We start from the raw sequence: 24,077 nt of genomic DNA on the forward strand, positions 1-24,077 counted from the left end.
AGACAATTGTTATCTAAAATATCAACATAATGATCAACAAAATTAAAATCCACTTCAATGACCTTATGAACTTTCTAAGTCAAGGTGTTTGGAGTATGCGCTTAAAAGATTTATCAGGCTCTCGCTATTTTTTAATGAGACAACTGAGAATCTATTTATTGGCCATCAAAGGGTTTTATGAAGATAAGTGTCAACTAAGGGCTTCGGCCCTTACTTTTTACTCATTATTATCAGTTGTTCCAGTACTAGCCATGTTTTTTGGAATTGCCAAAGGATTTGGAATGGAGAAACTACTTGAAAAAGAGCTAACAAAGAGCTTATCAGGACAAGAAGAAGTTCTGACTTGGCTGATTGAATTTGCCAACAAAATGCTCGAGAATACCAAAGGAACATTAATAGCTGGCTTAGGTTTTGCAATTCTATTTTGGTCTGTTATTAAAGTCCTTAGCAATATAGAAGAAGCCTTTAATGACGTTTGGCAGATAAAAAAGAGTAGAACCTGGTCACGTAAGTTTTCCGACTACACTTCCATCATGATATTTGGTCCAATTCTTCTCATTGGTTCTAGTGCTCTCACTGTTTTTATCAAATCGATGGTGAGTGATCTTATAGTTGGAAATTCGCTATTTGAAACTGTTGGTCCATTCATATTTTTCCTTATCAATCTAATACCTTACATTCTTGTATGGGTTCTTTTTACAGGTATTTATGCCTTTATGCCAAATACCCGTGTCAAATTCAAATCTGCCATGTTAGCTGGTATTGTGGCTGGGACAATCTACCAACTCTTACAAATTGGTTATATAGAATTTCAATCGCATGTAACCTCTTACAATGCCGTTTATGGTAGTTTTGCTGCTTTGCCGCTATTTTTAATGTGGTTGCAACTCAGTTGGCTTGTAGTACTCTTTGGTGCTGAAATTTCTTTTGCCGAGCAAAATGTTGAAAGCTATGAGTTCGAAGCTGAATCGACTCAGATATCATACAACTTCCGTAGGTTATTGAGTTTAATCATTGTTCATAAGATTGTTCAAAACTTCACTCAAGACAATAAACCATACCGATCTAAAGATATTTCACACGAATTAGAATTACCCATCCGTTTAACACGAGAAATATTATTTAATTTAGTAAATTGCGGACTAATATCAATATTAACAACAGAAAGAGATAAGGAAAAGGCTTATGCCCCAGCTTTTGATATTTCAGATATGAGCTTAAATAAAGTGATTAATTCATTGGAAGAATACGGCTCAGATGATATTCCTGTAAAAAAAGGCAAGGTTTTTGATACTTTAACTCATCTAATAAGTGAGTACAAGATAAATTTTGAACAACAAAGTGGAAATGTGCTGTTGAAGGATGTTGAGATGGTTTGATAATTTGTTCTACTATTATGGTATGATGTAAATGGGAAGACTCAATATCTAAATTGAAACAACTAGACCCAACACATTTCCATCTATTGATTGATTTGAGAAAATAAGGAATTTAATAATATCATATTTATCCTAAATTAACCCCTCATGATTCGATTAATATCAGTACTCGTAATATATTTTGCATTGAATGCATCATGTTCTACAAAGGTTGATAAATACTCCAAGGTAAATTGCCCCGAAAAAAAGAAAGACTGCCCTGAGCTTGTGGAATTCAATTCACTCGACTCCCTTAAAATCTCATCACATCTCTATAAGATTGATGATAACTCACCTGTTATTTTACTTTGCCATCAAGCTCGTTTCAATAAATTTGAATATGCTGGTATTGCAGAACGCTTAAACAAAATGGGGTTTAATTGTTTAGCTATAGATCAACGTTCGGGTGGCCCGATAGGCGATAAGCAGAACCTCACTTACCTAAGAGCTAGAAAACGAAACAAAAGCGTTGACTATATAGATGCCGAACCCGATATGAGGGCTGCCATTCTTTATTTAAGTGAAAAATTTAATTCCAAAGTTATTCTATGGGGAAGTTCTTATTCATCAACGCTAGCCTTGTATTTGGCTGCTGAAATGGAACAAGTGAGTACTGTCCTGTCATTCAGCCCTGGCAATTACTTATCAGATAAAAAAGGAAGTTTGATAGATGTCCTCAAAGATTTTGAGAAACCTATGTTTTTAACAAGTTCAAAGCATGAAGCTAAAGGTGTTAGTCAATTGCTCGATAAGCACAAACTAACAAAAAATCAAATCCAATTTATCCCAGAAGGCAATGGTCATCATGGCTCACGAGCTTTGTGGATAAACCAAGTTGGTGGCGAAGAGTATTGGTTAGCAGTAGCACTATTTCTAAAACAGTCGAAATAAAAAAGAGGGAGTTCAATTAAGAACTCCCTCTCCTATTTTATATCTCGAATCGATTAAAATTCGATAATTGTATTCCAGTTATGCTTATCTTCAACAGTTCCATACTGAATTCCACGTAGTGTTTCGTACAATTTGAAACTTGTCTTACCAGCCTCATCACCATAGAAATAATCTACTTTCTTGTCAGCATCAACAATCTTACGGATTGGAGAAATAACGGCAGCAGTACCACAAGCACCCGCTTCAGAAAAGTCAGCCAATTCTTCAACAGTAATTGGTCTACGCTCAACAGTCATACCCATATCTTCAGCAATCTGACACAAACTTTTGTTTGTAATAGAAGGCAAAATTGAGTTTGATTTTGGAGTAACATAAGAGTTCCCTTTAATTCCGAAGAAGTTAGCAGGTCCACACTCATCGATATATTTCTTTTCCTTAGCATCTAAGAAAAGTACTGCAGAATATCCTTCATCATGTGCACGTGTTCCACCTCTTAAAGATGAAGCATAGTTACCACCAACTTTGATAGTACCTGTTCCTTGTGGAGCAGCACGATCGTACTCGCGGTAAATTACATAGTCAGTTGGTTTGAAACCTTCTTTAAAATAAGGACCTACTGGCATTACAAATACAGCGAATGTATATTCAGGAGCTGGGTTAACACCAACTTGAGGACCATTTCCGAAAAGAACAGGACGAATGTAAAGAGAAGCTCCAGACTCATAAGGAGGAATCCATCTTTCATTCAATTTGATCGCTTTAATTACTGCTTCATGAAACAAGTCCAAAGGCATTTCAGCCATCATGATACCATTAGATGAATTCTGAAGACGTTTTCCATTCTCATCGATACGGAATATTCTTACTTTTCCATCAGGACCTTTAAATGCTTTTAAACCTTCGAATGCTTGCTGTCCGTAATGTAAGCCTGTAGCAGCAATGTGCACATTTACTTGATCAGATGAAGATACTTCTAATTCTCCCCATTTTCCATCACGGTAGTTACAACGTACATTATAATCAGTTTTAGTATAACCAAAACCAAATTCTTTCCAGTCTATATTTTCCATTTTACTTCAGAATTTTACGATTAGTAAAGGATATTTATTGTGTTTTGTTTTATTCAAGTATCAAATACTCAATACAAAGATATTAAGATATTTGGTCTTTTTACCTTCAAATTATCTGTTTTTTACCTATTCTACTTTCAATTCAACCAAATAACCGTTGTGTTTTCGAATATTCATAACTTTTCCACCTTCAAACATAAGGTACTGCCCTTTAATCCCCTGCAATTCTGCTTCAAAAGTGTCAAGCTTATCAAAGCTAAGGCTGGTCACTTTTACAGGATATTGCTCTACTGGATAATTAAGCTCATAAACCTCTTCTTCAGAACATACATATTGCTGAAGTTCAGGATGAAGTAAGTCGGCTGCCTTTTGTTTCTCAGATAATAAATCAACAGAAGCCTCTCCTTCATTTTTAAGCATGGCTCTCCAATTGGTCTTATCAGCGAAATGTTCTTTCAAAGCAACTTCAATAATACCTGCAATATGTCGATTAGGTGTTTTAGCAAGCTTTATAGCTCTTATTGCGCCTTGATCTATCCATCGTGTAGGAATTTGTGACTCACGAGTAACACCAACTTTTAGGTTGCTTGAAAAGGCTAAATAGACATAGTGTGGTTTCAAAGAATTCTCTTTAGACCATTCCATATCACGAGAAATGCCCAAGTGCGATTCATCTAATTCAGGATTCATGATACTTGCATCGGTTTGTGGCAAGCTTGTGAAACAAGTATAACAATGCCCCTGAAAGAAGGACGTTTTGGTTTTCTTACCACAATGCACACAGTTGATTTGGTTCTGATAGGTCCAAGTTAACTTTTTGCCGATAAGTGTATTCATATCAACAAAATCGTCACCTATAGGAAGTTCATATGTTATAACATCCTTAAGTTGTGTACGCATCTTAAACAAGTTCCCTTTATATTGCATCATTGAGTCGAATTAGTTTTAAATCTATTCTTTTATTGCCTTTTCAATTATCATCATCATTTCATCAAGCTCTTTTTGTGAAAAGCCTTTTCCCTGAAAGATGATCTGCCCTTCTTTGTTGATGATATAATTTCGTGGGATGTATTTCTCAGCGTATTTCGCATAAATCTGACGTTGAGGATCAGCTGCTATTGGGAAAGTAAATTTCTTGGCAGATTGAAACTTATTTAATTCTGCTTTTGTATGCTCACGCCCAATAGAGATCATTTTAAAATTCTCATTTTTAAAACGAGGCCATAACTGTTTTTCAAGCTCAGGTAACTCTTTCATACAAGGGCCACACCAAGTGGCAAAGAAGTTAACAAGAACAACTTTCCCTTTCATATCTGAAAGCTTAAAATGCTCACCGTCCAAACTTGTCACCGTAAAATCGGGTGCAACTTGTCCTTTTTTGGTTAGATTACCTTCATTTTCATCTGCCCATAAACTAGTCGTAAAAACCAAGGCAAGTACTAGTAATAAAAATCTTTTCATTAGTCAGCTATTTAGTTGTTAAGTGGTCGGGTTATCTCATCGTTTATTGACGTAAATCATCATGAACATCAACAATCTTATATAGTTTATCTGATCGTCGAATGACAGTATCCAGCGCAATAGAAAAACTATCGCCTTTTACAGCTTTTTCTACTGGTTTTAAATCTACACGAATCTCTTCGATAGTTGTTTCAACAACACCTGTAGTAGGACCCGTGATCAAAATGGTATCACCAACACACAATTCTTGAGATTCCAATTGAAATTCTGCAACTTTAATCTTGTTGAAATAGTTGGTTCCTTTCCCAATCAACATCTTACGCTTGGTTGCACGATTTCCGTACTCCGAACTCCATTCGCCAATTTTCTGTCCCATGTAGTAACCATCCCAGAAACCACGGTTGAAAACAGTGGCTAATTCTTCTTTCCAAACGGCTATTTTTTCTTCACCATAGCTACCATCCAGGTAGGCGTCTACAGCTTCGTTATAGCAACTCAATACCGCTTTTACATATTCCGGAGAGCGGGCTCGGCCTTCAAACTTAAGCACACGAACACCAGCATCTATAAATTTATTTACAAAACCAATGGTACACAAATCCTTGGGAGACATGATGTACTGATTATCAATCTCAAGTTCGTTACCCGATTCTTTCTCTGTTACAATATAAGCCTTTCTGCAAGTTTGCATGCAAGCCCCTCTGTTGGCAGATGACGATTTTTCGTGAAGACTTAAATAACATTTTCCAGATACGGCCATACATAAAGCACCATGTGCAAACATCTCAATTTGAACCAATTCTCCTTTAGGACCACGAATATCTTGCTTGACAATTTGATGGTAAATATTGGCAACCTGATCTAAATTCAGTTCACGAGCCAAAACCACCACATCAGCAAACTGTGAATAGAACCTCACAGACTCGATATTGGTAATATTACACTGGGTTGAGATATGAACTTCAACTCCAATTGAACGAGCATACAGAATGGCTGATATATCAGCTGCAATAATGGCAGTAACGCCATTTTCCTTAGCTGAATCAATCACCTCATGCATCAAATTCATCTCGTTATCATACAGAACCGTATTCACTGTCAAGTAGGTTTTCACCTCATTTTCTTTACAGATCTTAACGATCTCGCGAAGATCATCTTTTGTGAAATTATTCGACGATCGGGCTCGCATGTTCAATTGCTCAATGCCAAAGTAAATGGAATTGGCTCCTCCTTGTATGGCTGCCATTAAGGATTCATATGATCCTACTGGTGCCATTAATTCTATATCTGTACGCTTCATGAATTTCTAATATGAACTATCAGATTTTACTCTTGATATGTAATGGAAAAGGTATACTTGAATTTTTTACGATTCATCAATACCTTGTTAAAGTTTATTAATATAAACCAGATACTCCAAGTCTCAATAAGACAAGCTAAATGGAGCTGAATTCCTGATTTTCAGCAAAAGTAATCTTTATCGGGCACTCATGCAAAATATTAAAAGAAAGACAAGTCTTTTATTTTAGTGTAAAGCTCACATCTATATTTGTTTAAAGTTACCAAATATCGTACATTCGCGGCTAGCTATTTTTGATACACGGAATTATCATCTTCCTTATTCATATTCGTTGAAAATTTTTAAAGGAAATAATTCCACTTCGGTGTTAAGTACCGGAACCTTATTGAAATATATTCGTCCAATATAAATAGGACATATATCTTCACTATTGTTTTTACTGATAGCTTTTTAAGATTATTTTCTAGAACCTTGTTCTTGAGAAAATTGGACTTTAACCTTAAAAAAGGAACGGAAGCCCTTTATTTTAGGCTCTTTACATTTCTTAAATAAGGGATAGCTGTCCGCTATGTAAGATTCTGAGATAAAACTAATTGTAACAATTGGGGATAATTTATCTCGCAACAAGTAAAAATAAGTTTACAACTAAAAACATATATTTTTCGATGAAGTATAAAGTTTATACACAAAAGACCTTTAAAAATATCGTTCAGATGCAGAAACTGACAACTGCACAGATATTTGATATTGAGGTTTTGGGGGAGATTTTTCCTTTTAAGGTAAACAACTATGTGATTGACGAGTTGATAGATTGGGATAACTTCAGTGAAGATCCAATTTTTCGCCTGACCTTTCCACAGAAAGGCATGCTTTCAACAAAATATTTCGATAGAATGGCTGAATTGATTCAAGCAAAAGCTTCAGCTAAGGAAATTGCACAGGTATCAAACGAAATTAGGTTAACATTGAACCCCAACCCTTCGGGACAGGCAAATAACTTACCTGAGTTGAATGGCGAAAAGCTAATGGGTGCTCAGCATAAGTACAAGGAAACCATGTTGTTTTTCCCTACTCAGGGACAGACCTGCCATGCATACTGTACTTTCTGTTTCCGTTGGCCACAGTTTACTAATTTAGAGGGTTTAAAGTTTGCCATGAAGGAAATCGATCTTGTGATTGCTTATCTACAAGAGCACAGCGAGATTACAGATTTATTATTCACTGGTGGTGATCCGATGATTATGAAATCAAAAGTTTTCAAGGCGTATATCGATGCAATACTTGAAGCTGATCTTCCAAATCTAAAAACAGTTCGTATTGGTTCAAAAACATTAGCATACTGGCCATACCGATATACAAAAGATGACGATGCTCAAGAACTTCTTGATGTGTTTAGATCAATTACCGATGCGGGACTTAGCCTATCATTCATGGCTCACTTCAATCACTTAAGTGAATTGAAAACTGCTGCTGTTTCATTAGCAACAAAAGCTATTCGCGAAACAGGTGCCGTTATTAGAACTCAATCTCCATTGTTAAGACATTTGAATGACGATGCTGATATGTGGGCAAATATGTGGCGTAAGCAGGTAGATATGGGTATGATCCCTTACTATATGTTTATGGCTCGTGAAACTGGTGCTCAGGAGTATTTTGGACTAACTTTAGAAGAAGCTTGGAATATTTTCCGTAATGCTTACTCTCAAGTGAGTGGTATTTGCCGTACCGTTCGTGGGCCAGTTATGTCAGCGACCCCTGGTAAAGTTCAGGTTTTGGGTATCACCGAGATTAATGGAGAAAAACAATACGCTCTTAATTTCTTACAAGGACGTAATCCGGAATGGGTAGGACGACCTTTCTTTGCAAAATACGACGATAAAGCACTTTGGATAAGTGATCTTAAACCTGCATTTACAGATAAGTTCATGTTCGACGACTAATCAAAACTCATAATAAAAACAGAAAGCCATCGCTCTTTATAGAACGATGGCTTTTTATATTTTCAGAATATTTACTTTCTACTACTTATTATCTTCTTCACTAGCTTCTTCGCTAACTTCTTCCTTAAGCTCTAAAATCTCAGGAGCAATCATATAATATTCCAGATAGTCGTTTATTCTCACATTCATTTTCGTAGTGAAAACAACACGCTGAGTTTCAGGTGTACTTGTTGTTAGTCTATCTATCTGAGATGTAATCTCATGTTTAAACACAGTGTATCCATCATCGATGATATACATTTTTAAACCATTCAAGTTCATTCCCGAATTGGAATAAAGCTCATTTAGGAATTTAGCTGGACCAATTAGCACATCGCAACCGGCATAAACTCTATCACGTTGCTTAAGTATATGCTCACCCTGAAAAACGGCAAATACACGTAAGCTGGTATCCTCAGTTAATAAATCGAACTGCGCTTTCAAGGCCTCCGCTTTCGCTCTATCTTCCACAACGATTAAAGCTCTAGGAACATCATTCAAAGCCTCTTTCAGTTGCTGAATAACGGCAATAACAATGGCAGTGGTTTTACCTGATTGCTCAGGAGCGATAAACAGGCAGTCACGCCCACTCTTCATCTTACCAATTGTCTTCTTTTGTATAGGTGTCGGCTTTTCAAAACCCTCTTGTTCAAGGGCAATAGTTAGCTGTTCGTCTAGTTTCTTTAAAAACATATCTTCTAATTAAGCAGTGCCATCAATCCATATCCATTAAAAAGAGCGATTGATGTCTAATTCAGGCACAAAGATGGCAATTATCCCTAGCAAAGAGAAATTTAGGAGGAAAATAGCTGACTAAGATTTTAATATTGATCCAAAACCTAACATCTACTGGTGTATATTTATACTACCCTGAATATTATTATAGTCAATATAACACGTTTCACTATTTCTTATACATTTGCAAATTACAAAACATAAAAAACAACAATGTCATTTAAACTTAAACTACACCGATTTTTAAACCTAATAACCTGAAAGTTATGACAACACTTGTGTTTATTATAAAGTCTTAAAAAGAAATTGAAAAAATAATGAATTATAGATTTGACACAATAGAAAGTAGATGGACAGTCGCTTTAGTAACTTTTTCCCTCATGCTATTCCCTTTTATCCCATTTGCTATTTTAAATGTGAGAGTTTGGTTCCCAATCCCACCCAGCATCTTTATTTCCTTTGGAATCCCAATGTTGCTTAGTGCTTCTATAAGCCTATTAATTGCAAGAAATAAGCAGCAGCTATTCTGGACAAAAATGAGTTTATCTATAGATGAACAGAATTTAGTTATCAAGATTAACCAAAAGGAATACTCACTGAACAATTTAGAATATTATTATATCAGTTTTGGCTCTTACTTAAGCTCAGGAACCGAACGTAAGGAACTCTATTTAAAATTTGAAGGTGAAAAAGGGAAGACTATAATGGCATGCAAATCATCGCAAGAGATAGAACACTACGATCGCTTTTGTAAGAAATTTGATCATATTATCGTAGAGTATAAACTCAAGCCTTTTGGTTTTAAAAGATTATTTAAACCCATAATATATATTTTTACAATAGTATCAATTGCAGTCTTTCCTATTACCTATTTTATTGATGGACCAAAAATAGCGTTTAAACTACTCCCTCTATATTTAATCCTAGCTATACTAATTATATTTATTGCTGGCATGAGGTATTTAATAAAAAAAACCTGACAGGTTAGATATACATGATGTAAATCAACCTGTCAGGTTTCAATATGATAAGCGATAAGATTACTTCTTCAATCTCTCGTTTAGTTTCTTGATGATTTGCTTGGCGTCACCAACAATACCAAGGTCAGACACCTGGAAAATTGGTGCGTTCTTGTCTTTGTTTACAGCGATGATCAAATCTGAATCTTCCATACCTGCAACGTGCTGAATAGCGCCTGAGATACCGAAAGCAAAGTAAAGGTCTGGACGTACAGTTTTACCAGTCTGTCCCACCTGACGGTCGTGACCGATATAACCTGCATCAACCATAGCACGAGAAGCTGAAACCTCAGCATCAAGCGTAGTAGCCAAAGCATCCATAGCTTCGAAACCTTCTTGGTTGCCAATACCACGACCACCCGATACTAATATCTTAGCTTCAGTAATATCGATTAAGTTGGTTTCTTCTTTAACGGTTTTAATCAACCTCACCTTAATCTTCGATGCATCGAAAACAACTTTGTAGTCAGTAATAATACCTTCGCGATTTGTATCCGTATCCAAAGCAAACATTACGCCTGGACGAATCGTTCCCATTTGTGGACGGTGCTTTTTACAAACGATAGTTGCCATTAGGTTACCTCCAAAAGCTGGACGAGTCATCAATAACTCACGGTTAGCTCCTACTTCGATCTTAGTACAGTCAGCAGTTAAACCCGTTTTAACACGAGCTGAAATACGAGGTCCCAAGTCACGACCAATAGTCGTTGCTCCGATTAATACTGAATCTGGCTTTCTATCATTGATAATTTTGCAGATAGCTTGAGTATATGGCTCAGTTGTGTAATCAGCCAATTCAGGTGCATCAACAACTAAAACCTCATCAGCACCAGCAGCAATTAATCCTTGTGCTTTAGCAGCGATGTTATGCCCTAAAAGCATAGCATAAACCTTATCGTTTAATTCATCTGCCAATCGTCGTGCTTGTCCCAAAAGTTCCAATGCCACATTCTGAACAAGACCTTCGCGTTGCTCAACAAATACATATATGCCTTTGTAATCTTCTAAATTCATAGTCTCAACGATTTATAGAATGAATTTTTCTTTCATCTTGTTAATAATGATTCCAACAGCCTCGTCAGTATCTACTTCGTAAAGTTCGCCAGCTGGTTTCAAACCACGGGCAAAAGCTTTGTGTACACTTGTTGGCGATCCCTTAAGACCCAATAAAGTTTCATCCACTTCGATTTGATCTTTACCCCAAACCTCAACTTCTTTTTGGTAAGCATCAACGATACCACCAACAGTCATATAACGAGGGTTATTTGCCGATGAAAGAACGGTTACCACACAAGGTGCTTCCACCTCCAAAATTTGGTAACCCTCTTCGATATGACGCTTCATAGTGAATGTTTTCTCACCATCAAACTTCAAATCTTCAAGGTAAGACACCTGAGGTAAATCTAAGTGCTCAGCAATTTGAGGACCTACCTGTGCTGTATCACCATCAATTGCCTGACGACCGGTAATCAAAAGGTCGAAATCAAGCTTTTTAAGCGCTCCTGCAAGAGCATATGATGTTGCTAGAGTATCTGCACCCGCAAATTTTCTATCGGTCAAATGGATAGCTCTATCGGCTCCCATTGCAAATGCTTCGCGAAGAATCAAATCTGCTTGTGGAGGTCCCATAGTAATCACAGTAATGTGAGCACCCTTATCTTCTTTTAACTGTAGCGCCATTTCCAATCCACCCTTATCATCAGGGTTGATAATACTTGGTACGCCTTCTCTGATTAGAGTTCCTGTTTTTGGATCGATTTTAATCTCGGTAGTATCAGGAACCTGCTTTATACAGACAACTATTTTCATTTTCTTATTCTTTTAGATTCTCGTAACTAATAGCTTACACCCTATGCTTATTTAAGCATATTAGCTGAAATCACCATTTTTTGAACTTCAGAAGTTCCTTCGTAGATCTCAGTAATTTTAGCATCACGCATCATACGCTCAACTGGGTATTCGCGAGTGTAACCATAACCACCGTGTAATTGAACGGCTTTATTTGTTACCTCCATAGCTGTTTCGGCTGCATAAAGCTTAGCCATAGCTGCATCAACAGAATAAGCCATTTTATTATCCTTTTTGTAAGCCGCTTTGCGAACCAACATACGAGAAGCTTCTGTTTTTGTATTCATATCAGCCAACTGGAACTGTGTATTCTGGAAAGCAGAAAGGGCACGACCAAACTGTTTTCTTTCTTTCACATATTTCACAGTCTCATTGATTGCACCTTGAGCCAAACCTAAAGCTTGAGCAGCAATACCAATACGACCACCGTCAAGGGTTTTCATTGCGACACCAAAACCTTTGCTCAATTTTCCAAGCATATTTGTTTTAGGCAGTACACAGTTTTCGAAAATCAATTCACTAGTTGCTGAACCTTTAATACCCATCTTCTTCTCTTTCTTACCGAAAGAAAAACCAGGTGTACCCTTTTCAATGATAAAAGCTGTGATACCACGAGTACCCTGAGACTTATCAGTCATTGCGAAAATCACATAAACATGTGCATATTCAGCATTGGTAATAAAGATCTTAGATCCATTAATGATATAGTTATCACCATCTTCAATAGCAGTCGTTTGCTGACCAGCAGCATCAGTACCAGCATTAGGCTCTGTTAAACCAAAAGCGCCAATCCATTCACCAGAAGCTAGTTTTGGCAAATATTTTTGCTTTTGCTCTTCAGTTCCGTGCTCCAAAATAGGTGATGCACACAAAGACGTGTGAGCCGAAACAATAACACCAGTTGTTCCACAAACCATTGAAAGTTCTTCAACAGCCATAGAATACATTAGGTTATTTCCACCTGCACCACCATATTGCTTTGGAATTGGAATTCCCATGATTCCAATCTTCGCCATTTTCTCAACCGTTTCGATTGGGAAACGCTCCTGCTCATCTACTTCTGCAGCAAGTGGCTTCACTTCGTTTTCAGCAAAATCCCTAATCATTTGCTGGAACAACTCCTGTTCTTTTGTAAGGCTAAAGTTCATTAATGTATTATTTCAAAATTAAGTTTCAGATCAAGTTTGGGCTCAATCCGGAAAAATTTCTTTAATTGCAAATTTTCACTGCAAAGAAAGCTTAGTAAAAATGATTTTCGATACAACATGATATGTTATATATCAGAAAATTAGATTATCTCAACACAAACAATACAAGCCGTTAAATATTGAACAATTCATGAAACAAATAACTAAATCACTGAAAATATAAAGGCCCTTTTCGTTTTATATATATCACTCTTAACTAGCCTATAAAAAAATCGGTTGTTGGTTTATAAAAACCAACAACCGATTATATCTAAAATTAAGACTAAATTATCAAAAATTCAGCCCCAATAAATACTTAGAATTCTATTAAACGTTCTTAAGAATCAAAGCAGTCCCCATACCACCACCAATACAAAGTGATGCTAAACCGAATTGCTTATTAGAACGTTTCATTTCGTGAATCAAACTTACTGTGATACGTGTTCCTGATGCGCCAATTGGGTGACCTAAAGCAATAGCTCCACCGTTCACATTATTTCTCTCCTGGAAAAATTCTGGAGCAACACCATGATCTTCGCATAATTGCTTAACCACACCTAATGATTGTGCTGCAAAAGCTTCATTCAATTCCAACACTTCCATGTCAGTTAATTTCATGTTAGCCTTTTTCAAAGCGTTAGCAATAGCAGGAACTGGTCCCATACCCATAATAGCTGGATCTACACCACCTTGACCTGTTGCTACAATCTCAGCAAGTGGAGTCAAGTTATGCTCTTTTACAGCCTCTTCAGAAGCGACTAATACGAAAGCAGCACCATCGTTAATACCTGAAGCATTACCAGCAGTTACTGTGCCATCCTTTTTGAAAGCAGGACGTAAACCAGCTAATTTCTCAGCACTCGTTCTACGGTTGATGAACTCATCAGCATCGAAAATGATAGTTTCTTTACGGGTTTTGATCTCAACAGGTACAATCTCATTCTTGAAATGACCTGCATCCTGTGCAGCCATTGCTTTTTGCTGAGAAGCAAAAGAAAAAGCATCCTGCTCTTCGCGAGTTAGGCTATACTTTGCAGCAATGTTTTCAGCAGTGATACCCATGTGGTAACCTTCGAAAGCATCAGTCAAACCATCTGTAACCATATGGTCAACAGCTTTTAGATCCATCATTCTATGTCCTGTACGAACAGTACCAGGCATAATAAAACCTGCATTAGACATATTTTCAGTACCACCTGCGATAATCAGATTAGCTTCACCTGATTTGATGTTAGCATAAGCCAAGTTAATTGACTTCATACCTGAACCACAAATCATGTTAATTCCATAAGCTGGCACCTCTTGAGGTACACCACCTTTAATTGAAGCCTGACGTGCAACACCTTGCTTTTGACCTGCCATTAGGATATTTCCCACAACAACCTCATCAAGCTTAGATGCGTCGATCTTTGTTTCTTCAATAATATTTTTGATAACTCCTGCAGCTAAATCAGCAGCAGTAACTGGAGTTAAACTTCCTAAAAATTTTCCAACAGCTGTTCTTTTAGCTGCAACGATATATACTTTACTCATGGTAATAACTATTATTTAGTGAGTTTTCAGTTATCTGCTGTCGGTTATCAGTTAATCAAAAACCGATAACAAAAAACCGATAACCTATTCTTTAAATTAGGCTTGTTTCATCTCAGCTAGGTCCTTTGCAATAATCAATTTTGCATCGGTAGCTTCTTGTACTTGCTCAACTGTGAACGTTGGGTTAATCTCAGTTAAAAGAATCCCTTCTGGCGTAATTTTCATAACACCCATTTCAGTAATAATCATTTCAACTTGTCCTGCAGCTGTAAGTGGCAAGTTACAAAGAGTCATAATCTTGTGATTTCCTCTAGCTGTGTGCTCCATAGATAGGATTACACGCTTAGCACCTACAATAAGGTCCATTGCGCCACCCATACCAGGCGTTTTCTTACCTGGAATCATCCAGTTAGCAAGATTCCCTTTTTCATCAGCCTGAAGAGCTCCTAAGAAGGTTACATCAACATGTCCACCTCGGATAATAGCAAAAGATGCCGCAGAATCAAAACTACTCGCACCTTGCTTGTAAGTAATGTGTCCGCCACCAGCGTTAACAAAATCCTTATCCTCTTCACCTTCGGCTGGAACAGCACCCATGCCAAGTAAACCATTCTCCGATTGAAGAATTACATTAACATTTTCAGGGACATAATTAGGAATGAATGTAGGCAAACCAATTCCTAAGTTTACTACATCACCATCTTGCAATTCGAGAGCAGAACGCTTTGCGATAATCTCTCTGATTTCTTTTTTATCCATTGTGGTATGTTGTTTTGTTTACATTTTGTAGAGACGCACGGCCGTGCATCTCTACAAAATTATAAATCTATTGGTTGATTCTTCTGTCAAGTTCTTGAGCCATATACGAAGCCACGTCATCAGCATATTTATTCATACCAAAACCAGCATCGTATCCAAGCTCTTTAGCTAATTCGTGTGATAAACGAGGTCCACCACAAATCAAAATTACCTTATCACGTAAACCTTCTGCTTCTAGCATTTCTACAAGCTCAACAAGGTTTTGAATATGAACATCTTTTTGAGTTACCGTTTGTGATACCAAAAGAATATCAGCTTTCATTTCGATAGCCTTAGCGATAAATTCTTCGTTAGGTACCTGAGATCCCATATTTAAAGCCTCTACCATATCGTAACGCTCCAAACCATAGTGACCTGCAAAACCTTTCATGTTCATAATCGCATCGATACCTACCGTATGCGCATCAGTACCTGTACTTGCACCTACAACAACAACTTTACGTCCGATGTTTTCTTTAATGAAATCATCTGTTTCGTGCATATCCATAGTAGTCGATTCTACCTTTGGTACAACGATAGTTGTATAATCAACGGTATGAATAGAACTACCATAGCAGTTGAAAAAGGTGAAACCTTTCATTAGCTCTTGAACAAACACCACTTGGATATCTTCAAAACCCATCTTTCGCATCATCTGCTTAGCGGCTTCAGTAGCTTCCTCTTCTTTAGGCACAGGAAGGGTGAAACTAACCTGAGTTTTACCGTCGTTCATGGTATCACCGTAAGGCTTAATTTTTGTTAGATCTAAGGTCTTATCGAATTCGTTCGAATTGGTAGAATAAAGTCCTCCACTCATTTTATTTATTTTTAGATCAGAGATTTCAGATTGTGTCGCTTTGAGAAGTTATACATCTCAAAAACAAAATTGATCGTCAAACTCTTTGTGCAATTTTGATTTATCTTTAAAAAACAATTGAGAATGCTAGACTTGAAATCGAAAACTATATCAGATTTCAAGACTAGAATCTAACATTTATTTCTTCATTAAAGCTACAAAAGGATTGAAGTAGTTGTTTCCTTTTTCCACAACACCATCAAGACCTTTACCGCCATTGATTGGACGCTTAATATCAGCGAAAATCCCTTTTTCAAGTGCAGAAAACATACCCTCTTTTTCAATTTTCTCAAGCAATTCAATTGAATCACCAAGAATTTTTTGTGCTCTTGTACGAATGATACCACCTTCTTTAAACTCAACCTCATCACCAATATTCTTCATATTGTTGAAAATGTATTTTGCATTTTCAAGAGAAAGGTAACGGTCAGACATTAAAGGTGTGTGAATCGCTTCAGTCAACATACCCAATAATTGGATTCCCTGTCCAGTCCAGATTGAAATCTGATTAAACAAAGCATCTTGTACGTGTCCTTTAAAGATATTACCTGTCATGAATTTTGTAGGAGGCATATACTTAAGTGGTGCCTTCGGGAAAATTTCACGAGTCATTTGCGCTTGTGCCAACTCGTAAAGGAAACCGTTTTCTAGTCCTGGCTCCATTTCGAAGGCGTGACCTAATCCCATTTGTTCTTCTGGAAGATCAGCGAGAACAGCTAACTGCTCGTTGATAAAGTCAGAAGCTAATACCGTATGTGCTTCGTCGAATGCATCAGCAGTTGTTAGGTAGTTATCTTCACCTGTGTTGATGATTACGCCAGCAAAACCGTTCAATACTCTTGAGAAATACTGATCGACAAGTGTACGCTGCATGTTAATATCACGGAACAAAATGCCATAAAGAGCATCGTTCAACATCACATCCAAACCTTCGAAGGCACCCATGGCAGCAATCTCGGGCATACATAGACCAGAACAGTAGTTACACAAACGGATGTATTTGCCTTCTTCTTCACCAATCTTATCAAGGTGAGTACGCATAATACGGAAGTTCTCCTGAGTCGCAACAGTACCACCAAAACCTTCAGTAGTCGCACCATAAGGTACATAGTCAAGTAATGACTGACCTGTTGTACGAATCACAGCAATAATATCAGCACCCTGACGAGCTGCAGCTTCTGCTTGAATAACATCTTCGTAGATATTACCAGTCGCTACAATCACGTATAAGTAAGGCTTAGGACCTTCACCAATCGTTTCGATATAGTTATCTCTCTTAGCTTTACGAGCCTTAATTTTATCAATACAATCGTTGATATATGGCTTAAGAGCTTCGTGAGCCTCTTCAACAGTGTGAGATGGCAATTGAGTAATATCCAACTCACCAGCCGAGATTTTCTCAGCAGCTTGTTGAGGATTCAATCCAGCTTCAATTACTGCATTTCCTAAGAAATACATCACCCCTTGGTTAAGAACACCTTTGTCCTTAATTTCATCAACAACAACATTAGGAAGTGGTACTTCATTGTTATCAACACCATCAATCCCCAAAAGACGACACAAGGTACGCTCTACAGATACAGTTGTGTAACTTTCCACAAACTCCTGAACGTCATCAGCAATTTTTCTCGAAACGCCCTTTGCGTAGTTAACTTTATCAAAGTCAAGACCTAGTTTACTCCTTTGCATTTTTGTTCTATGTTTAGATATATGATTTTGTTTCTTTTTCTTTAATCTCAACCCCTTCAGGTTTAAGCAAATGTTTATTCGCTTTCTCAATAATTAATTGATTTATTCCCAATATCCCAGCGATACGAAGGGCCTCATGTGGCACTTTTGATGCATCGTCTTCAATCAAGGAATAATCCATATAATCGTTTATATTATTCTTAGTAATCTCACCTTGTTTGAATTCCTTATCCAAACCTTTCACTCTCAACTTACGACAATCCTTATTCAGTCCACTGTAATGGGTTGTGATTACCGATAAGGTTTTATTCTCCTTAAAAATCTCAGCCACTGCATTCACAATGGCTCTCCCCTCTGTTGGATTCGTTGTTCTCGCTAATTCATCAACTAGAACCAAAACATTCTCTTTCTTAATTGATGCCTCAACCATCTCATTAATCTTCACCATTTCAGAAGCAAAAGACGATAAGCCATTTTGTTCTGATTGATCATCTCCAACTGAAACTAAAATTCGATGGACTAAAGAGATATGGGCCGATTTAGCTGGCACAAAGAAACCAAACTGCAAAAGGTATTGACAAAGCGCTAAGGTTTTCAAAATAACTGTCTTACCAGCCATATTAGCACCTGTTATAAAACAAACTGAGTGATTCAATTTGATATCAATCGCTTGAAATTTTCTATTTGATAAAGCCAATGTTTCTCTTATTTGAGGATGAAACATCGCTTTATATTCTGTTGTAGTTTCTGTGATCTGAGCTCGTGTGAAGGCTAGATTGTCTGCAAGAATAGCTTTAGCAACAATCACATCGAGATGTGCCACTTGGTTTAAAGCTTTTTCCAAATCATTCGCATAAGGGTGAAGCTTATCACAAATCTGAGCTCTTACTATGGCTTCAATTTCTTCTGATTGGCTTTGTAAAGCTTCCAAGCTCTGTCCAGCATTCATATCTGGATCAGCTTTAATCGCTACCTTTAATTCTTTAATTTCCTTTCGAACTTTTGCAAGCTCATTAGAATAGGAATCGTATATAAAGAAAGATGGTATTCTATTGTTTTCAGGATCTAAAATTGAGATCATAGGATTCAGATCCGGAATCTCAATCAATGTGGTTTCAAACTCATTTTGAAGTTTAAGTATCTCGTAAGATACCAATGCGAAAGATTTGATCTCGAAAAGCTCAATATCATCCAAAACTAGGTCCGACTTGATATTTTTAACACTTCCTTTGATGTCACGCACCTGCATGAGTTTGGTCTGAATTTTACTAATCAGCCCTGACTTTTTTCCTCCTAAAATTGAATAAATACGATTGACCAAATCAAGTTCCTGATTGATCTCATTGGCCTGATACATCATGTACGTGTCAAGTAAGTAGCGCTTTCCTAAACTGGATTGCAGCTGCATAGTCTCCACCAAATGTTGAAGGCCTTTTACTTGAGATATGGCAGTTCTTAACTTCATTTATCGATCTATTCTTAACTCACAATTCGTCTCCGCTCTGTGCCCGTTTAATTCTCTTACATTATAAACTGGCAACTTCAGTTTATCTTCCATTGCTTGCTTTAATTCATCTGAATTCAGACAATAACCATCGGGTGATACCGGATTGATGCAAACCGCTATCAACTTGGTCTTTTGGAGCACTTTTATACGTCCTCCGCGCTTTAAAAAAGCATAATAGGTTTCGGGGGTGGCAAATATTCGCGTAAAGTCCCGAACAATAATTTCAATGTCTTTAATCTGTTTCTGAACTCTTAAAAAGTTCAAAAATTTATCGGTAATCGCACCGTTTACAAAAATACGACATCCATGTGTAAAGAGTTTATCCTTAGCTTTTTCAATCAACAAAACAGATTCAATTTCCAAATCGAATAGCTCTCCTTCTTCAGAAACTGCCCATATCCCTTTTTGAATTGGCAAAAGACGTTCTTTAAAATCATCTTCTACAGCCTCCAAACTAATGAGGTCGTAGGTATAATTGGTTTTATAAACCAGTTGTGGGATATTAGACGAAAGTGCTGCTCCTGTAGCCAAAATCATGGCATCGGTTACAGCTGGTGATCCCAAACTTTTTCGAGATAAAGCCCCATCAACCAGGGTAATATCAACATTAAAGTTTTTCATTTGTGAGATTAGGTCCTTAACAGCTGCACTGCTAGCCGGACCCGAGATCATCACTTTGTCGCCTGATATTGCTTTTGCCGTCACCAATCGCCCTAAAGAGGTTGATTGTGAGCTGACATCCAAAACTTCAGCAAGTATTTTTTTCTTCTGATAATGCATTTCGGAAGTCACAAAAATCATCCCCTCATAAACCTCAATTTCGGGTTTGTGAGTTTGAGTCACCATGTCGGTATTCTCTCCATCAACACCAATGGAAGTGAGTGCAATTTGTTTAGTGCTGCCGCTCAATCGCGACAGCACATAATTCAAACACTCGGTTTTCCCGGTATTTTTTTCAAGTCCAACAATAGACAGACTTCTGTATTTCTCTATTTCCTTTATAAAAGGCATTCAGCTTTTTTATTTCTCTCTTTACGTTGCAATAAAGATGGCTCAATTGCCAATCTACTACCATCAAGAAGAGAAGCTACACCTTCTGGTTGTTTGTGATCAGAACATTCTGGACAGTGACAATCTTCAGTATAACCTTTAGGTTCGGTATAAGTTGTGATTACACCTTCGAAGTTACGCAAAATCACTTTAGAAGGACTCTGAGAAACAACATACTGAGGCATAACTGGGATTTTACCACCTCCACCTGGAGCATCAACTACAAAAGTAGGAACTGCAAAACCAGAGGTATGACCACGAAGACTTTCAATAATCTCGATACCCTTAGAAACTGGTGTTCTAAAGTGCTCAAGTCCCATAGAAAGGTCACACTGATAAATGTAATAAGGACGAATACGGTTCATTACCAAGTTGTGAACCAACTTCTTCATTACGTGAACACAGTCGTTAACACCTCTCAATAATACTGACTGGTTACCCAAAGGTACACCTGCATCAGCTAAACGAGCAATAGCTGCATTAGACTCTGGAGTCATCTCATCAGAGTGATTGAAGTGCGTATTAAGCCATACTGGATGGTATTTCTTAATCATGTTAACCAATCCTTCAGTAATACGCTGTGGCAATACAACAGGCGTACGAGTACCGATACGGATAATCTCAACATGAGGAATATCACGTAATGAGCTGATGATATATTCTAATTTATCATCACCAATCAATAAAGCATCACCACCAGAAAGAACAACGTCTCTAACCTGAGGTGTGTTTCTGATATACTCAATTGCTTTCTCGATATTATCTTGTGGTGTAGAGGCATCAGACTGACCTGCAAAACGACGACGGGTACAGTGACGACAATACATTGAACACATATCAGTGATCAAGAATAATACACGATCTGGATAACGGTGAGTTAAGCCAGGAACTGGAGAATCTTCATCCTCGTGCAATGGATCTAAAAGATCAGCATCAGCGTGATGAACTTCCAAAGCTGTAGGAATAGCCTGCTTACGAACAGGACATTCTGGGTTATTTACATCAACTAGAGATAAATAATAAGGTGTAATAGCCATACGCAATGTTGCAAGTGACTTTTTAACACCTTCTTCTTCATCAGCAGTAAGGTTGATATATTTCTTAAGATCTTTTAGAGTTTCAATACGGTTTCTTACTTGCCATCTCCAATCGTTCCACTGCTCGTCTGTAACCTGTGGAAACATTTCCTTACGTCCCTTATTTTCAATCATCATATTTTGTTTTAGTCTCAAGATTTAGAATCAAGTATCAAGGAGAAATTCTCTGTTGTATCAAAAATTAGATCTTGATACTCGATACTCATATCTCAATTCTATAATCTACACGTATAACTTTTCAAATAATTCTCTAATTCCTGCTGATTCTCTAATGATTTCAAGTGTTAGATCAGCATGCCCAATTGCATAACCGTTTCCAACAATCATATCAACATCTTTACCAACTCCTTCAGCACCTAAAGCTGCTTTAGAAAAAGAAGTTGCCATAGAGAAGAAATACACACAACCACGATCTTTAGTGATCAGGATTGATGACATTTCAGTAGAAGCAACGTTTACATTGTTGATAACTACATCACAACCAACTTCGCCGCAAATCTTAGTTACTTCAGTGTAAACATTCATTACGTCAGTTGCGTCACCTACAATTACGTCAGTAGCTAAACCAAGATCAGTAATACGTTTGGCATTCTCCTTAGAATACTCAACAACAATAACTTTTCCTTTAGGACCAACTTTTTTCATTGCTTGGTAACAGCAAAGTACACCTGATTTTCCACCACCACCGATGATGCAAACTGTGTCGCCTTCCTTAACCAAACGATCAACCTGAGCAGGAGCACCAGCTACATCAAGAGCAGCTAAAGCTAATTTCTCTGGTAAATCAGATGGAAGAACAGCGTATAAACCTGAAGCGAAAAGAATCGCTTGGCCATCGATATCAACCTGATCGTTAGATAGATTAATATTCGTGATTTTATCGATATTAAGCGGTGTAAGAGATAGAGAAACCAAAGTTGCTACCTTATCACCTACTTTAAGATCTTGATTTGGGAAATTTGGTCCAACTTCTTTAACTGTACCAATCAACATGCCACCAGAACCCGTTACTGGGTTTTGCATTTTACCACGCTCACTAACAATCGAAAGAATCATTTCTTCCATCTTGGCAGTATCCGCATCGCAAGCACCTTTTACTTGAGTAAAACTTGCTGAGTCGATGTTTAATGTTTGAACATCAATTAAAACCTCATTGTCATAGATTGACATTGTATTGTCCAACTTAATAGCTGGCTGTGGAAGTGTTCCTTTTGGTTCAAGGACTCTGTGAGTTCCGTATTTGTTTCCTGCTTTCATCAGTATAGTAATTAATGATTTATAATTAGTAATTGACAATTACTAATCGTTAATCACACATTGTATATTATCTTGCTTTTAAACCTAAAATCTCTCTTGCTTCTGCTGGACTTGCGATTTCGCGACCAAATTCATTAGCCAAACGAACTACTTTCGCAACCAATTGACCATTCGAATCAGCAACAACGCCTCTCGAGATCATTGTATTATCTTCGAAACCAACACGAACGTGACCACCATCGATGATAGCAGCTGCAGCTAATGGGAATTCGAAACGACCAATACCAGCAACTGTGTAAGTTGCATCAGCAGGAATACTACCACGCATGAAGTTGAAATCGCGAAGTGTTCCAGAGATACCTCCGTTGACACCCATCACAAAATCGAAATGCATTGGCGATTTGATGAATCCTTTTTTACCAAGACGCAAAGCCATATCAATCATCGATTTATCGAAAACCTCAAGTTCAGGCTTAATACCTCTCTCAATCATTTTCTCACCGAAATACTTAATGGTATTCTCAGTGTTTTCGAAGATTTCGTCACCACCAAAATTTAATGTTCCGCAGTCAAGAGTTGCCATTTCTGGATTCAACTCAGTAGGCTGAAGTCTTTCGTCATTGGTCATCCCAACGGCACCACCTGTAGAAGGTTGGATAATTACATCAGGATATTGAGCATGGATCGCATCCATTACTTTCTTAAAACGATCTTTATCTTGAGTCGGTGTACCATCGTCTTTACGAACATGAAGGTGAATGATACTAGCACCAGCTTCAATAGCTGATCCAGCTTCGCGAACACATTCTTCAACTGTATATGGAACAGCAGGGTTATGCTCTTTTGTTACTTCGGCACCACTAATAGCGGCAGTGATAATTAACTTTTCCATGGCTTAAGTATTTAAAATATGAGTCGAGAATGAAATAAAATTAGTTAGTCGGTAATTTCTTGGTCGTCATTCCCGACTCATATCAATAGAATCAAATATTATTTACGTTGGCTAGCTTTTGGTGTTACACAAGTACCAACTGCACGACATGTTACGATTGGCTCTTCAAGCAAATCACAAGCTGAATCAGAGATATCAGGTCTAGGAGCGATCACTTTACGAGCTTCGAATTTCATTTTACGGCTTGAGTTACCTTCTTTGATAATCTCACCTACTGCTTCGATATAATCGCCAGCATAAACAGGAGCTAAAAACTCAACGCTTTCGTAACCTGCGAACAAACCTTCATCGCCATCACGACGAATCAATAACTCAGTAGCTACATCACCAAAAAGTTGAAGCATCTTAGCACCATCAACAAGGTTTCCACCATAATGAGCATCGTGTGAACTCATGCGTACTCTTATAATTACCTGTCCCATAATAGTAT

General features: G+C 37.5%; 22 protein-coding genes. 4 read left to right on the plus strand and 18 right to left on the minus strand.

Annotated features, from left to right (window positions below; all coding sequences use genetic code 11):
- Nucleotides 1–29: 29 nt before the first annotated feature.
- Nucleotides 30–1,379 carry a YihY/virulence factor BrkB family protein gene (locus tag ACXR6G_RS04860; protein WP_458360275.1) on the plus strand — a complete coding sequence of 450 codons (1,350 nt, stop codon included), beginning with the start codon at nt 30–32 and terminating at the stop codon, nt 1,377–1,379.
- Nucleotides 1,380–1,526: 147 nt separating this feature from the next.
- The gene (locus tag ACXR6G_RS04865; RefSeq protein ID WP_458360276.1) at nt 1,527–2,309 is read left to right on the plus strand and encodes a hypothetical protein; all 783 of its coding nucleotides are present in this window, start codon (nt 1,527–1,529) and stop codon (nt 2,307–2,309) included.
- 53 nt (nt 2,310–2,362) lie between these two features.
- On the opposite strand, the gene ACXR6G_RS04870 is transcribed toward ACXR6G_RS04865, so the two are convergent.
- The 4 genes from ACXR6G_RS04870 to ACXR6G_RS04885 form a co-directional block, all read right to left on the minus strand.
- On the minus strand, nt 2,363–3,379 hold the full coding sequence (locus ACXR6G_RS04870; RefSeq protein WP_458360277.1) for a branched-chain amino acid aminotransferase: 1,017 nt from the start codon (nt 3,377–3,379) through the stop codon (nt 2,363–2,365).
- A gap of 126 nt (nt 3,380–3,505) precedes the next feature.
- On the minus strand, nt 3,506–4,309 hold the full coding sequence (locus ACXR6G_RS04875; RefSeq protein WP_458360278.1) for a DUF2797 domain-containing protein: 804 nt from the start codon (nt 4,307–4,309) through the stop codon (nt 3,506–3,508).
- A gap of 21 nt (nt 4,310–4,330) precedes the next feature.
- The gene (locus ACXR6G_RS04880; protein WP_458360279.1) at nt 4,331–4,840 is read right to left on the minus strand and encodes a peroxiredoxin family protein; all 510 of its coding nucleotides are present in this window, start codon (nt 4,838–4,840) and stop codon (nt 4,331–4,333) included.
- 43 nt (nt 4,841–4,883) lie between these two features.
- A complete protein-coding gene (locus ACXR6G_RS04885; RefSeq protein ID WP_458360280.1) occupies nt 4,884–6,140 on the minus strand; it encodes a peptidase U32 family protein in 1,257 nt (418 codons plus the stop codon).
- Between the two features lie 665 nt (nt 6,141–6,805).
- On the opposite strand from ACXR6G_RS04885, the gene ACXR6G_RS04890 reads away from it, so the two are divergent.
- On the plus strand, nt 6,806–8,080 hold the full coding sequence (locus ACXR6G_RS04890; RefSeq protein ID WP_458360281.1) for a KamA family radical SAM protein: 1,275 nt from the start codon (nt 6,806–6,808) through the stop codon (nt 8,078–8,080).
- Between the two features lie 81 nt (nt 8,081–8,161).
- Here the strand turns inward: ACXR6G_RS04890 and ACXR6G_RS04895 are convergent, their stop codons facing one another.
- Complete coding sequence (locus ACXR6G_RS04895; RefSeq protein WP_458360282.1) at nt 8,162–8,812, minus strand: DEAD/DEAH box helicase; 651 nt, start codon at nt 8,810–8,812, stop codon at nt 8,162–8,164.
- Nucleotides 8,813–9,171: 359 nt separating this feature from the next.
- On the opposite strand from ACXR6G_RS04895, the gene ACXR6G_RS04900 reads away from it, so the two are divergent.
- A complete protein-coding gene (locus tag ACXR6G_RS04900; protein ID WP_458360283.1) occupies nt 9,172–9,834 on the plus strand; it encodes a hypothetical protein in 663 nt (220 codons plus the stop codon).
- A gap of 60 nt (nt 9,835–9,894) precedes the next feature.
- On the opposite strand, the gene ACXR6G_RS04905 is transcribed toward ACXR6G_RS04900, so the two are convergent.
- The 13 genes from ACXR6G_RS04905 to kal form a co-directional block, all read right to left on the minus strand.
- A complete protein-coding gene (locus ACXR6G_RS04905) occupies nt 9,895–10,887 on the minus strand; it encodes an electron transfer flavoprotein subunit alpha/FixB family protein (protein WP_458360284.1) in 993 nt (330 codons plus the stop codon).
- A gap of 12 nt (nt 10,888–10,899) precedes the next feature.
- Nucleotides 10,900–11,682, minus strand: coding sequence for an electron transfer flavoprotein subunit beta/FixA family protein (locus ACXR6G_RS04910; protein ID WP_458360285.1), 783 nt, complete (start codon nt 11,680–11,682; stop codon nt 10,900–10,902).
- A 47-nt stretch (nt 11,683–11,729) separates the two neighbouring features.
- A complete protein-coding gene (locus ACXR6G_RS04915; RefSeq protein ID WP_458360286.1) occupies nt 11,730–12,869 on the minus strand; it encodes an acyl-CoA dehydrogenase in 1,140 nt (379 codons plus the stop codon).
- Between the two features lie 366 nt (nt 12,870–13,235).
- Nucleotides 13,236–14,441 carry an acetyl-CoA C-acetyltransferase gene (locus ACXR6G_RS04920; RefSeq protein WP_458360287.1) on the minus strand — a complete coding sequence of 402 codons (1,206 nt, stop codon included), beginning with the start codon at nt 14,439–14,441 and terminating at the stop codon, nt 13,236–13,238.
- A gap of 96 nt (nt 14,442–14,537) precedes the next feature.
- Nucleotides 14,538–15,200 carry a 3-oxoacid CoA-transferase subunit B gene (locus tag ACXR6G_RS04925; protein ID WP_458360288.1) on the minus strand — a complete coding sequence of 221 codons (663 nt, stop codon included), beginning with the start codon at nt 15,198–15,200 and terminating at the stop codon, nt 14,538–14,540.
- A gap of 67 nt (nt 15,201–15,267) precedes the next feature.
- On the minus strand, nt 15,268–16,056 hold the full coding sequence (gene kamE, locus ACXR6G_RS04930) for a lysine 5,6-aminomutase subunit beta (protein WP_458360289.1): 789 nt from the start codon (nt 16,054–16,056) through the stop codon (nt 15,268–15,270).
- Nucleotides 16,057–16,233: 177 nt separating this feature from the next.
- Nucleotides 16,234–17,784, minus strand: coding sequence for a lysine 5,6-aminomutase subunit alpha (kamD, locus tag ACXR6G_RS04935; RefSeq protein ID WP_458360290.1), 1,551 nt, complete (start codon nt 17,782–17,784; stop codon nt 16,234–16,236).
- Between the two features lie 13 nt (nt 17,785–17,797).
- Nucleotides 17,798–19,249: a lysine 5,6-aminomutase reactivase ATPase KamC gene (gene kamC, locus ACXR6G_RS04940; protein ID WP_458360291.1), complete on the minus strand. Its 1,452-nt coding sequence runs from the start codon at nt 19,247–19,249 to the stop codon at nt 17,798–17,800.
- Nucleotides 19,250–20,302: a lysine 5,6-aminomutase reactivase subunit KamB gene (gene kamB / locus ACXR6G_RS04945; RefSeq protein ID WP_458360292.1), complete on the minus strand. Its 1,053-nt coding sequence runs from the start codon at nt 20,300–20,302 to the stop codon at nt 19,250–19,252.
- Nucleotides 20,290–21,552 carry a lysine 2,3-aminomutase gene (kamA, locus tag ACXR6G_RS04950; protein ID WP_458360293.1) on the minus strand — a complete coding sequence of 421 codons (1,263 nt, stop codon included), beginning with the start codon at nt 21,550–21,552 and terminating at the stop codon, nt 20,290–20,292. Before kamA ends, kamB begins: the two co-directional genes overlap by 13 nt.
- A gap of 108 nt (nt 21,553–21,660) precedes the next feature.
- Nucleotides 21,661–22,695, minus strand: a complete 1,035-nt coding sequence (gene kdd / locus ACXR6G_RS04955; RefSeq protein ID WP_458360294.1) for an L-erythro-3,5-diaminohexanoate dehydrogenase — start codon at nt 22,693–22,695, stop codon at nt 21,661–21,663.
- A gap of 67 nt (nt 22,696–22,762) precedes the next feature.
- Nucleotides 22,763–23,587 carry a 3-keto-5-aminohexanoate cleavage enzyme gene (kce, locus tag ACXR6G_RS04960; protein WP_458360295.1) on the minus strand — a complete coding sequence of 275 codons (825 nt, stop codon included), beginning with the start codon at nt 23,585–23,587 and terminating at the stop codon, nt 22,763–22,765.
- A 98-nt stretch (nt 23,588–23,685) separates the two neighbouring features.
- Nucleotides 23,686–24,069, minus strand: a complete 384-nt coding sequence (gene kal, locus ACXR6G_RS04965) for a 3-aminobutyryl-CoA ammonia lyase (RefSeq protein WP_458360296.1) — start codon at nt 24,067–24,069, stop codon at nt 23,686–23,688.
- Nucleotides 24,070–24,077: the final 8 nt, after the last annotated feature.

The organism is Ancylomarina sp. YFZ004 (assembly GCF_054254355.1).

Bases quoted from the DNA above. Each gene is read 5' to 3' on its own strand.
- ACXR6G_RS04865 (WP_458360276.1), top strand. From the start codon at position 1,527: ATGATTCGATTAATATCAGTACTCGTAATATATTTTGCATTGAATGCA.
- ACXR6G_RS04905 (WP_458360284.1), bottom strand. From the start codon at position 10,887: ATGAATTTAGAAGATTACAAAGGCATATATGTATTTGTTGAGCAACGC.
- ACXR6G_RS04875 (WP_458360278.1), bottom strand. From the start codon at position 4,309: ATGATGCAATATAAAGGGAACTTGTTTAAGATGCGTACACAACTTAAG.
- kamC (WP_458360291.1), bottom strand. From the start codon at position 19,249: ATGAAGTTAAGAACTGCCATATCTCAAGTAAAAGGCCTTCAACATTTG.
- kamA (WP_458360293.1), bottom strand. From the start codon at position 21,552: ATGATTGAAAATAAGGGACGTAAGGAAATGTTTCCACAGGTTACAGAC.
- kdd (WP_458360294.1), bottom strand. From the start codon at position 22,695: ATGAAAGCAGGAAACAAATACGGAACTCACAGAGTCCTTGAACCAAAA.
- ACXR6G_RS04885 (WP_458360280.1), bottom strand. From the start codon at position 6,140: ATGAAGCGTACAGATATAGAATTAATGGCACCAGTAGGATCATATGAA.
- ACXR6G_RS04870 (WP_458360277.1), bottom strand. From the start codon at position 3,379: ATGGAAAATATAGACTGGAAAGAATTTGGTTTTGGTTATACTAAAACT.
- ACXR6G_RS04895 (WP_458360282.1), bottom strand. From the start codon at position 8,812: ATGTTTTTAAAGAAACTAGACGAACAGCTAACTATTGCCCTTGAACAA.
- ACXR6G_RS04900 (WP_458360283.1), top strand. From the start codon at position 9,172: ATGAATTATAGATTTGACACAATAGAAAGTAGATGGACAGTCGCTTTA.
- ACXR6G_RS04910 (WP_458360285.1), bottom strand. From the start codon at position 11,682: ATGAAAATAGTTGTCTGTATAAAGCAGGTTCCTGATACTACCGAGATT.
- ACXR6G_RS04915 (WP_458360286.1), bottom strand. From the start codon at position 12,869: ATGAACTTTAGCCTTACAAAAGAACAGGAGTTGTTCCAGCAAATGATT.
- ACXR6G_RS04860 (WP_458360275.1), top strand. From the start codon at position 30: ATGATCAACAAAATTAAAATCCACTTCAATGACCTTATGAACTTTCTA.
- ACXR6G_RS04880 (WP_458360279.1), bottom strand. From the start codon at position 4,840: ATGAAAAGATTTTTATTACTAGTACTTGCCTTGGTTTTTACGACTAGT.
- kal (WP_458360296.1), bottom strand. From the start codon at position 24,069: ATGGGACAGGTAATTATAAGAGTACGCATGAGTTCACACGATGCTCAT.
- ACXR6G_RS04890 (WP_458360281.1), top strand. From the start codon at position 6,806: ATGAAGTATAAAGTTTATACACAAAAGACCTTTAAAAATATCGTTCAG.
- kamB (WP_458360292.1), bottom strand. From the start codon at position 20,302: ATGCCTTTTATAAAGGAAATAGAGAAATACAGAAGTCTGTCTATTGTT.
- kce (WP_458360295.1), bottom strand. From the start codon at position 23,587: ATGGAAAAGTTAATTATCACTGCCGCTATTAGTGGTGCCGAAGTAACA.
- kamD (WP_458360290.1), bottom strand. From the start codon at position 17,784: ATGCAAAGGAGTAAACTAGGTCTTGACTTTGATAAAGTTAACTACGCA.
- kamE (WP_458360289.1), bottom strand. From the start codon at position 16,056: ATGAGTGGAGGACTTTATTCTACCAATTCGAACGAATTCGATAAGACC.
- ACXR6G_RS04925 (WP_458360288.1), bottom strand. From the start codon at position 15,200: ATGGATAAAAAAGAAATCAGAGAGATTATCGCAAAGCGTTCTGCTCTC.
- ACXR6G_RS04920 (WP_458360287.1), bottom strand. From the start codon at position 14,441: ATGAGTAAAGTATATATCGTTGCAGCTAAAAGAACAGCTGTTGGAAAA.